Genomic DNA, 9,851 nt, shown 5'->3' on the forward strand with positions numbered 1-9,851 from the left:
CGAAAACAGTCCCCGATTTGTGCAACTCGGATTTTTGCACAAATCGGGGACTCATATCGCCTTGCAAAATAAGGCAATGTAACTAACCGATTTGTGCAAACCTTGAACGACTTATGCAAATTGAGCGGTTTGTGCAAAGCCACGCAGCGCTTCCAGCGTGCGGACTCGGCGGCAGACGGACCAATGCCGGAGGGTTTCCTTTCAGCATCAGCCGGTCTACTGCCATGCCCGCACGCTGGAAGCGGTGCGTACCCAGGTTTTGTTCACTTCTCAATGACGGGCGCGAGAATCGTCGGTTGCCGCCAATACAAACAGTCGGGCGGCGGCGTGACTGGCACCAACTCGCCGTTGATTTTGCTGAACCCGGCGGCGCGCAACGCGGCCAGATGCTCAGCGCTAAACCACGTCGCCTCGTCAGAGAAATAGGTCAACACCCCGCCCGGCGCGAGCAGCCGGTGCGCCTGTGCGAGAAACGGCGTGAACGTCCTGAAAATATCCGCTTCCGAGGTCGGATAGGTGTCGAAGAGGATGCCCTGATAACACGCGCCGGCCAGCAGCGGGGCGATCTCTTGCCAAGTGCCTTCGAGGATCGTCACCGGGTTGGCCTGTTGACGAGCGAAGGCGCGCGCCGTTTCGGCAATGGCCTTGTTCATCTCGATAATGACGTGGTGCGCGGGCGCGTGCTGCTGGATGAAGCGCGCCGAGATGCCCATGCCAAAACCGAGTTCCAACACCGTCCCGCCAACTGCTTTGGCCGTCGCCAGCGCGGCGAGTTTTTGCATGTAGGGTTCTTCCCAGCGCTCCATCACCGGATGGCCGAGCAGGCGCAACGTCTGTCCATCCGGGTCAATGGCGGGCGCGGCTTCACGCCAGACCTGCGGCGAGGCCGGGAAGCCGATGCTTTCGAGCGTGCGCACGATGTCGGCTTCGATGAGTTGGTCTGTGTTGTTTGTTTTGGTGTCCATCGTTCTTACCTTTCATAAGCGCCAGCGGCGCGGGATGTTTATAGATTGGAGTTCGTATTGGCCCCCAAGCTCCAGCGGAGCGGAATGTGCGGATGTCGCTCCGCTGGAGCTTGGGGTAACTACATCTCGCGTAGCTATAAACATCCCGCTCCGCTGGAGCTAAAAGCAGCCAGTGCCTTTAATGTCTTGCCACAGACACGCCCACTTCTTTCAGGTTTTCCTCCGTCCACAGTTCGTAGTACCGGGTCTTCTTCAACATGTCCGACGCTTGGCGGGCGTGCGCTCTGGCGATGAATTGAATGCTCGGATACGGCTCGCGCCGGGTGTATACCCCGCCAATACAAAGGTCGTGCTCGGGGTGGGCGGTGAACGCGCCGCACTCGGGCAGTTCGTCGTTGACCAGTTTTGCCAACTCAGCCAGCCGTTGTAAGGAAATACCGTCGCGCGTTGGGTGGATGATCACCAGAATTTCGAACTCCTGTTGCGTCATGAACCAGCGCGCGCAAACCAGCACCCGCTCATCCAATTCCTGCACCACGAATTTGATCCGGCCATCAACTCTTGCCTTGTAGGCAAAGGGGCAGACAGGCAGATCGCCGAACGCCGGGTGGGGCTTTTCAACGACCTCTGCGAGATGCTTCAACACTTCTTCGATTTGTTTCATCAGCCGACTCCTCAAACATACTCCGCCGAAAACTGTGCAAACCCGCCGCCGAAGCGATAACTGATCCGCAAACAAACCTGCTCGCCCGCGCGCACCAGCCGTTCGGCCAGCGGCACAATGACCGGGCCGTTCAGGGCGTGCGTGTCGTGCAAACTGATTTCCGGCGTGAGCACGGAAACACTGGTGAGATAGAGACTGTTGACCAACCCGTCAGCAACGGCGGCATAAGACAGCGTGACGGAAAAGGCTTCATCCTGCCCCCCCCCTGCAAAGCTGAGACCATTCAATAAACACCGCTCGCTGAGCGGCTGAAACGTGAGGCGGTCGAACCATTTCCATTGATGCCGCACCATCGGGAAGTGCAGGTCGTACAACTCGAACCGCGTCTGTGCGAGCGTGGCAAAAGTCAGTTGCTGTTCCGGCACAAAAAGCGTGCGGGGCGAGACCACACCTTGCCGGTGCAGATTGTTGACGGCCTGCACTTGGTATTCGTCAATGCAGCCGGTCGTCAGCATCTCGGCCAGCACAACATCGAAATGCGTCCCGGCGGCGAACTGATACGCGCGCGCATCGGCCTCGATGACTTCGATGACGTGCGCAAAACCGTTGCGGCGAATGTTGGCGCGCGCGACAGCCGCGATGTAGGGGTCGTATTCGAGCGCGATCACGCGCCGCGCCCCGGCCCGCGCGGCAAACAGCGCCAGCAAGCCCGCGCCCGTGCCCGCATCCAGCACGGTGTGATGCGGGGCGACGACGCCGCGGATGGCGCGGTCAAACGCTTCCGACCGCTCCCGGTCAAGCAGACACATGCCGACCACATCAATCGAACTGAAGGCCCAGCCGTCGGCGCTTGTTTGGTTGTGTGATTTGGAATTCATCTTTGCTCATCTCTCGCTTTGGCTCCGTAGGAGCCGGATGTTTATAGCTTTGGCGATCGGTTATTTCCCCAAGCTCCGGTAGGAGCGGCATCTGTCACATTCCGCTCCTACCTCATTCTGTAAAGCGCGCCAGCAACACAATCGAAATCAAGGCGCATAAGAGACCGGCAATCTCAGTGCGATTGAGTGTTTCCCGGAATGCCAGCAAGCCCAACAACGCCATTAGCAACACCATCGAAATCGAATAAACAGCGCCAATCGTCGCCAGCTTCAAATGCCGCATTGCCCAGGCCCAGCCCATCGCCGTCGTTCCATAGATCAACCAGCCGCCAAGCAGCCACGGATTGGCGAGCAATGATTTTTGACTGGCTCGTTTCAAACAGTAATCTCCCACGGTGGTAAACAACGCCATACCTAGCACCACGAGGAGCGAGCGGACGGACTGGCTCACGGCTGCACCTCTACTCGACTTGGCAAAAAGTCGAGTTCGCCCCAACCGCGATAGCACCACGTAATCTCTTCGCCCGCCTGAATGTCACGGATGGCGTAACTGTCATAGCCGCCTTCTTCCTGCGTATTCGGGTCGTCGGCGTGATTCGTAAATCGGTCGTCGTCGCTGGAGAGCACGTAAACGCGCCGCGCTGCGTCAAAAAACGCGTAATGCCGCACTTGCGCTTGCGCCGTGGCGGAGAGCGCCGTCAATTGCTCAACGGTGAACACCAAATCGAAACCCGGTTGAAAGGCCCACACGCGCGTGCCTGCTGGAATGAACTCATGCGCGATGAGACCAATCCCGTGAATTGCGCTCTTGCCTGCTTGTGCTTTCACCAATAGCATTGTTTGTCTCTTTCTGCGTCTGGCTGGTGCGGTAACTCAAAACCGCAAGCTCATCCCCACCGTCGCCCGCCCACTGCCCGCCGTCACAAAAACCTGCGTGTGCCCCACCACCTCGACGGCTAGCTTGCCGCCGAGGTGCTGAATCGTGCGGCTGAGGACGCCTGCTGAAACTTTTGCGCGCCGCCAGCGCCGCAGTGCGACGACCGCCTCGGTTTGGTAATAGGTGAACGTCGGCGCGGTGAAGGCGCGTTCAAACAGCGCGTAGCTGCTCACACGTCCGCGCCACCATTCACCATCCGCGCTGATTGCCGCCACGGGCGAGACGCCGCCCGCGCGCACATCGTGATAAACGCCCAGCCCGCCGCAGGTCTGAACGGTGTGGGCTTCGCGCGCCACACGCCGGCAGGCGTCCAAGCGCGCTGACACGTATGGTTCCGCGCCCCCGGCCCAACCATCCGCCGCAAGCTGCCAGGAATAACGCGGCGCGCGTGCCAGGCTGCGGTTCACGACCAGCGTGAATTGCGTGAACGGCGCGTCACGCCGGGTGGCGAGGCGTTCAACTTCAAAGAAGAAACTCGTCTGTGTTGACGGCGACACGACGTTGCCAGTCGTGTCGGCGGCGGTTTGTGCCCACGCACATACTTGGCAAACGGCCAGCAGCCAGCCGCCGCAAATCAGCTTTGTTGAGATCGGCATACGTTCCCCTTTGGCGTGACAATGGCGTTACGGTCAATTGGGGCGGCATATGCTAAAGCGGCGCGGCGCGCGCTGTCATTGATCTAGGTCAAGCCGGTTCTTGATCTACATCAAGGACACCGGGCGGCGGCTCTGCTAAATTGAGCCGCATAACACCGGGACAATTGAAACCACGAAGTAACGAAGCCAGCCTCTTCCTCTTGCTTCTCCTCCTTCTTGCTCTTCGTCTCTTGTATGTTCGGCAAGCTGCCAGCTTGTCGGACTTTTGGCCCACACCCTGTGGGAACAACGAAGACGCTGCAAGCCAACATCGTGGCTGACTCGTTTCGGTTTGAGATCCAAGCCGCGACAAGCTGGCAGCTTGTCGAACAACTTAGCGTCTTCGTGGTGAAAAGCGCTTTCCGCAGGTTGCGTATTCAGATTTAGCGTGCGTGCCAGAGCCGGTCGGGCGCGGGCAGCACCACCCAGCCGTTGTCGCGGCGCAACAGTCCGGCATGCTCCAGTTCTTTGAACAAACGGCTCAGGTGCGCGGGCGTCACCGCGATCAGCGCGGCGAGTTCCTGTTGTTGCAAGGGCAATTGCAACCGCGTGTGGCGTGGTTTGTCAGCCGGTTTGCTGGCGGGCTTGCCGGCTTTCCCACCGCCAAACGCCGCCAATTCACGCGCCATTTGCCAAAGCACTTGTTCCAACCGCTGGCGCGCCGAAGCGCAAACCAAATCGGCGGTGTGCTGCATTTGCTGGGTCAACTCGCGGCACACGGCGGCGTGCCGTTGCCAGGCGAAATCGGCGTCGGTTTTGAACCAGTCCGGATACGCGGCCACCGGCAGGCGATAGATGGCGCAGTCGGTCAACGTGAAGGCCGAACAGGGCGCGGGCACGTGCAACACCGCCGCTGCCGTGCCGAGCCAGGCGCCCGCCATGCGCAACCCGAGCAGGCATTCGCGCCCACTGGCCGCCGTGTGCACCAGTTTCACCAGCCCGTGCTGCAGCACATAAAGCTCGCGCACCGCCACGCCCTGCCGCAGCAGCGCGATGCCGGGCGGGTAATGTTGCGGCGCGCCGTGGCGGTCGAATGGCTTGGCGGTGGCGGATTTGGGCGGTTGTTTCATCGCTTGGTTCTGGTTGTTGTGCCCGCTGCCCGCAGCGCGGCGGCGGCAACGGACACACCGCACCCACAGCCTGCCCGCCGTCGCGGTCAAGTTTGAGCGGTGCCTGCCGGTACATCTCGTAGTGCGCGAAACGTGACGAGTGCTGCAAGAAAATTTCAGATTATTTTTGGGGCTGGCTTGGCGCGGGTGCAGGCTTCCGCTAGAGTGCCCGTGCCACAGCCGTGGTGCCACAGAAGCTGTAACAACGACCATTCGCTTTCAACCAACTTTGGGGAGGGACTTATGTCTCAGCATCTTTGCCGACGCGTGGGATCAATTCTTTTTGTAAGCGCTTTCTTGTTCGGGCTGACCGGGTTTCCCGCTGCCGCCCGCTCTTCCGCGCCAGCCAGGCAAGGCGTTGAAGAGCCAGTGGCGCTGAGTCTGGGGCAGTCACTCGAACGTCAAATGGCGGGCGGCGAAAGCCACAGCTATCGGCTCAAGCTGGAAGCGGGTCAATACATCCGGGTCGAAGTCTTTCAGTACTGGATCAGTGTCGAATTGCGCTTGTTCGATCCGGCGGGCAACTTGCTCGTGACTGTCAAATTACAGACTGAAGACGGGCAGATTGAAATGGTCTCAGCCATTGCGGAGCAAAGCGGCGCTTACAAACTGGAAGTCGTAGCCAGAGGGCACAAAGAACTCCACAGCACCTATAAAATCAAATGCGTGAAACAACAAATTGCGACGCCGGAAGACCGCTTGCTGGTCGAGGCCGACCGTTTGCAGCTCGAGGCATTCAGGCTGGGTCGCCAGCAAAAATGGGAAGAGGCGAAAACTTTAAGCGAACAATCTGTAGCGCGTTATGAGCGGGTTTATGGCAGCAGCGGTCTTGAATTGGTCGAGCCACTCAAGCTGCTGTGGCGCTTGCTCTTTTTCAAAGGCGATCTCGTGGCACTTGAAATTACGAGTAAGCGCATTTTGGCGATCCAGGAAGCCGCACTGGGCCGTGACCATCTCGATGTTGCCGATGGGTTAATAGCCCTAGCCAATTCTGATTGGAATCAAGGGAAGGAGATTGAGGCCAAGCAGTCATTCGAGCGAGCTATGCGGATACGTGCGCAACTGCTCGCCCCGGATGATATGCGGATGGCGCATATTATGATGGGCGTGGCGGCACTGCACCGGGCTTTAAGTGAATTTACGCAAGCCGAAATACTGTTTCGGCAGGCGCTGGCAATCACGACCAAAACACTCGGGCCGGTTAGTTACTCCACCTATGATTTATGGAATAACTTAGGTGAGACGCTCGCGACGCAAGGCGAATATGCAGAGGCGACGCTGGTCTGGGAAGGTGCGGCAGCGAGCGGCGAAAAGTACTTTCCCGGCAGTCCGGTGTTAGGCTCAATTTTGCGGCACCTGGGAGAATTGAATCTGGATATGGGGAACTATGAGCGCGCCAGGTCTTTCTTGCAGCGCGCGCTGCCCATCTATGAGAAACAATGGGGCGCTGAATCTACCTACGCGGCGGATTTGCTAACGGTGTTGGGAAGATTGGATTTTGAACAACAGCTATTTGAAAGCGCCGCACAACTAAATCGGCGCGCGATTTTGTTGCGTGAGAAAGTGCTAGGGAGCGATCACACCGAAGTCGCCACCTCATTGCTTGGATTGGCGAAGGTGCTGTGCGCCCAGCAAAAGTATGATGAAGCTGCGGCCACTTATCAGCGTGCGCAGCAGATCAGCGAAAAGATATACGGTGCGAACGATTGGCGGCTGGGCGTCGTCTGGCGGGATTGGGGCAAGCTTTACCAAGCCAGGGGCGACTATGCAAAAGCCGAGCAACTCATCCGGCGCGCGCTGGGCAGTTACGAGCAATCCTTAGGGTCGAATCATCCTTATGTTTTCGAAGCGCACAGTGATTTGATGGCACTTTGTCTGGCGCAAGACCGGATCAGTGAAGCGTTGCTTGAACAACAACGCGCCGCAGACATCAGCGAGTACAGCTTGAGCCGCAATCTGCTGGCCGGTTCTGAGAATCAGAAGTTGCGCTATCTGGAAAAATTCGCTGCTGAGGTGGATGACACGCTGTCGTTGCATACGCGCCTGCTGCCGAAACAGGCGCCAGCGCTGCAACTGGCCTTCCAAACCGTATTACGCCGCAAAGGGCGGGTCTTGGATGAGATGGGCGCGATGATCCGCCTGTTGCGGCAACGCGCCGGTAGCGAAGGCGCACAGTTATTCAACCAACTTTCCGACAAACTGGCGCAGCTTTCCGCCCTGACGACACGCGGCGCTGAGGCGCGCACCCGCGAGAACTATTTGGCGCAGGTGCGGCAGGTCAACGAAGAGATCGAAAAGCTGCAAGCCGTGTTAAGCGCGCGCAGCCGCGAGTTCCGCACGAGTACACAACCAGTCACCTTGCAAGCCGTGCAGGCTGCCTTGCCAGCGCGGACGGCCTTGGTGGAATTCACCCGCTTCAAATCCATTGATGAAAAACACAGAGACAGGTTTGAGTATCAGTATGCCGCCTACATCCTGCTACCCGATGGCACGTTGCGCTGGGCCTTGCTGGGGAAAGCTGAAACGATTGAGCGCGCGCTGACCGCCTGGCGCGCGGCGCTGGCCCCAAAAGAAGGATCAGCCAACACCCAACCACTGCCAGACGCGCGCAAGCTGGCGCGCCAAGTGGATGCGCTGGTGATGCAGCGCGTGCGTGCCCAGTTGGGCAAGGTGCGGCAAGTCTTCCTCGCCCCGGATGGCGCGCTCAACCTGTTGCCGTTTGCCGCGCTGATTGATGAACGGGGCCGCGAACTGGTGCGCGATTATCAATTCATCTATCTGACCAGCGGGCGCGATTTGTTGCGCTTGCAGACCAGGCACGACAGCAATGCGGATGTGCTGGTGTTTGCCGCGCCCGATTTCGATGACGGCAGCGGGCAAGTGGCGGCCCCGTCCGCAACGGTCGCGGATGACGGGCGGGGCGGAAAGCTGAGCCGGGGCGTGGCGGCGCTTGGACGTTTTGAACCCCTGCCGAGCGCGGGCGCGGAAGCGCAAGCGATCAAACGTCTGTGGCCGCAGGCGCAACTCTTCCTGGACAAACAGGCGACCGAGGGCGCACTCAAACAGGTGCATCGTCCGCAGCTTTTGCACATCGCAACGCACGGGGTCTTTTTGGAAGATCAGAAAAAGGAAGGCAGTGTCGAGAATCCGCTGTTGCGCGCCTGGCTCGCAATGGCCGGCGCGAATCAGCGCAAGAGCGGCGCCAATGACAGGGAAGACGGCATCTTCACCGCTTATGAAGCCGCCGCCCTCGATCTGTGGGGCACCAAACTGGTCGTGCTTTCGGCTTGCGAAACCGGCCTGGGCGAAGTCCACAACGGCGAGGGCGTTTATGGCTTGCGGCGCGCGCTGGTGCTGGCCGGGGCCGAGGCGCAATTGACCAGTTTATGGAAAGTTGACGACGACGTGACGAAAGATTTGATGAGCGCGTATTACGGCAAATTGCGCGCCGAGGTGGGGCGCGCGGCGGCCTTGCGGCAGGTGCAATTGCAAATGCTGACGGGGCCTGACCGGGCGCGGCGCAATCCGTATTTCTGGGCAGGCTTTATCCAACTGGGCGAATGGGCCAATTTGAAAGGGGAGCGCGCGGCCAGTCTGGTGGCTCAGCGCACGACACGGAAGCGGTAACCGGATTGTTTCAACTGTTGCCCGGCAGCTTGGCCGGTGAGCGTGACTTCATATTCGCCGGGTGGCAGTGCGGCGGCGGCGAGCGTCCAGATGACGGCGAGCGCGTCGCCACTCTTGCGCGCGCGCAACTTGCTATGGCGCGCGACGACCGCGCCATTCAAGCCGCGCAACACCGCTGTGCAAGCCGTAGCGCCGGGATCGAAATTGAGCGTGAGTTGTATGGGCAAGCGCGGGGCCGCTGCCGGAACGCGCACTTCCGGCACATCATTGGAGCGTCCGAACGGCAATAAGACGAGGGCGGGAATGGCAACAGGTTTTGGTTGTGTCGAGGCTTTGGGGCCAGGCGTGGGTGGGGTGACAGCAGGTGTGGCCGTGGGTTGGGCTTGCACTTGCGCCAGTGCCTGTTGCAGTGCGGCCATTTGACGCGCGCTCTCGGCTTGTGTGTTTTGCACCTGCGCCAGTTCCTGCCGCAAGCGGCGATTTTCACGGTAAAACCAGCCCAGCGCTGAAATCAGCACGAGCGCGGTGGCTGCTGCCGCCAAAAGCCAATTGTAAGACGACCAGCGCTCGCGCCAGCCTGCCAGCCAGGGGCGCGCGGTTACGGTATCAGCGGCTGCGCGTGCGTTGAGGTTCTGCCGCAGGGCCTGGGCAAAGGCGACTTGTTGCCGGCCTGCGGCTGAGCCTAAAAAATGGCGCTCGAAGCGTTCCCGCGTAGGCACGTCCAGATGACCGCGCACGTAAGCATCAACCAGCTCCTGCTTCACGCCGCGCAACTGCTCGAACTGGGCGTCATCGTTGAAATAGCTGTCTTCAAAGCACGCCTCTTCCTCCTCGGTCAGGCCGCCCAGCAAGTAATTGATGATGGTGCGCTCCGCGTTGTCGTGAACTGTCATTTCATCTTCTCAGTGCGGAAAACCGGCGGTCTGTTGCCGTGCTTAGATCGGTTTTTACTTCGATGTAGGGCAAAAGCCGCGCAGCGGGATAGTACCGCGCGCGTCAGCAAGCGGCGCGTCAAGTCTGGCGGATGGGTGCAGCC

General features: G+C 59.7%; 9 protein-coding genes. 1 reads left to right on the top strand and 8 read right to left on the bottom strand.

The annotated features are described in order from the left end of the window. Positions 1-263 precede the first annotated feature (263 nt). From HY011_01450 to HY011_01480, 7 genes are all read right to left on the bottom strand, one after another. Positions 264-965, bottom strand: coding sequence for a class I SAM-dependent methyltransferase (locus HY011_01450; GenBank protein ID MBI3421581.1), 702 nt, complete (start codon positions 963-965; stop codon positions 264-266). A 178-nt stretch (positions 966-1,143) separates the two neighbouring features. Beyond that, positions 1,144-1,629 carry a hypothetical protein gene (locus HY011_01455; protein ID MBI3421582.1) on the bottom strand — a complete coding sequence of 162 codons (486 nt, stop codon included), beginning with the start codon at positions 1,627-1,629 and terminating at the stop codon, positions 1,144-1,146. A gap of 11 nt (positions 1,630-1,640) precedes the next feature. Further along, complete coding sequence (locus HY011_01460) at positions 1,641-2,507, bottom strand: 50S ribosomal protein L11 methyltransferase (GenBank protein ID MBI3421583.1); 867 nt, start codon at positions 2,505-2,507, stop codon at positions 1,641-1,643. 112 nt (positions 2,508-2,619) lie between these two features. After that, positions 2,620-2,958: a transporter gene (locus HY011_01465; GenBank protein ID MBI3421584.1), complete on the bottom strand. Its 339-nt coding sequence runs from the start codon at positions 2,956-2,958 to the stop codon at positions 2,620-2,622. Further along, positions 2,955-3,344 carry an SET domain-containing protein gene (locus tag HY011_01470; GenBank protein ID MBI3421585.1) on the bottom strand — a complete coding sequence of 130 codons (390 nt, stop codon included), beginning with the start codon at positions 3,342-3,344 and terminating at the stop codon, positions 2,955-2,957. Before HY011_01470 ends, HY011_01465 begins: the two co-directional genes overlap by 4 nt. Before the next feature lie 36 nt (positions 3,345-3,380). Further along, positions 3,381-4,040: a hypothetical protein gene (locus HY011_01475; protein ID MBI3421586.1), complete on the bottom strand. Its 660-nt coding sequence runs from the start codon at positions 4,038-4,040 to the stop codon at positions 3,381-3,383. Positions 4,041-4,462: 422 nt separating this feature from the next. After that, positions 4,463-5,149 carry a Crp/Fnr family transcriptional regulator gene (locus HY011_01480; GenBank protein ID MBI3421587.1) on the bottom strand — a complete coding sequence of 229 codons (687 nt, stop codon included), beginning with the start codon at positions 5,147-5,149 and terminating at the stop codon, positions 4,463-4,465. 408 nt (positions 5,150-5,557) lie between these two features. On the opposite strand from HY011_01480, the gene HY011_01485 reads away from it, so the two are divergent. Then, positions 5,558-8,815 carry a CHAT domain-containing protein gene (locus HY011_01485; GenBank protein ID MBI3421588.1) on the top strand — a complete coding sequence of 1,086 codons (3,258 nt, stop codon included), beginning with the start codon at positions 5,558-5,560 and terminating at the stop codon, positions 8,813-8,815. Here the strand turns inward: HY011_01485 and HY011_01490 are convergent. Further along, positions 8,791-9,708: a hypothetical protein gene (locus HY011_01490; GenBank protein MBI3421589.1), complete on the bottom strand. Its 918-nt coding sequence runs from the start codon at positions 9,706-9,708 to the stop codon at positions 8,791-8,793. The genes HY011_01485 and HY011_01490 overlap by 25 nt on opposite strands. Positions 9,709-9,851 lie beyond the last annotated feature (143 nt).

Source organism: Acidobacteriota bacterium (assembly GCA_016196035.1).
In the GTDB taxonomy this organism is placed as follows: Bacteria; Acidobacteriota; Blastocatellia; order RBC074; family RBC074; genus JACPYM01.

Excerpts from the sequence above, each read along its gene's own strand:
- HY011_01480 (MBI3421587.1), bottom strand. The coding sequence starts at position 5,149 with ATGAAACAACCGCCCAAATCCGCCACCGCCAAGCCATTCGACCGCCAC.
- HY011_01450 (MBI3421581.1), bottom strand. The coding sequence starts at position 965 with ATGGACACCAAAACAAACAACACAGACCAACTCATCGAAGCCGACATC.
- HY011_01475 (MBI3421586.1), bottom strand. The coding sequence starts at position 4,040 with ATGCCGATCTCAACAAAGCTGATTTGCGGCGGCTGGCTGCTGGCCGTT.
- HY011_01470 (MBI3421585.1), bottom strand. The coding sequence starts at position 3,344 with ATGCTATTGGTGAAAGCACAAGCAGGCAAGAGCGCAATTCACGGGATT.
- HY011_01490 (MBI3421589.1), bottom strand. The coding sequence starts at position 9,708 with ATGACAGTTCACGACAACGCGGAGCGCACCATCATCAATTACTTGCTG.
- HY011_01455 (MBI3421582.1), bottom strand. The coding sequence starts at position 1,629 with ATGAAACAAATCGAAGAAGTGTTGAAGCATCTCGCAGAGGTCGTTGAA.
- HY011_01460 (MBI3421583.1), bottom strand. The coding sequence starts at position 2,507 with ATGAATTCCAAATCACACAACCAAACAAGCGCCGACGGCTGGGCCTTC.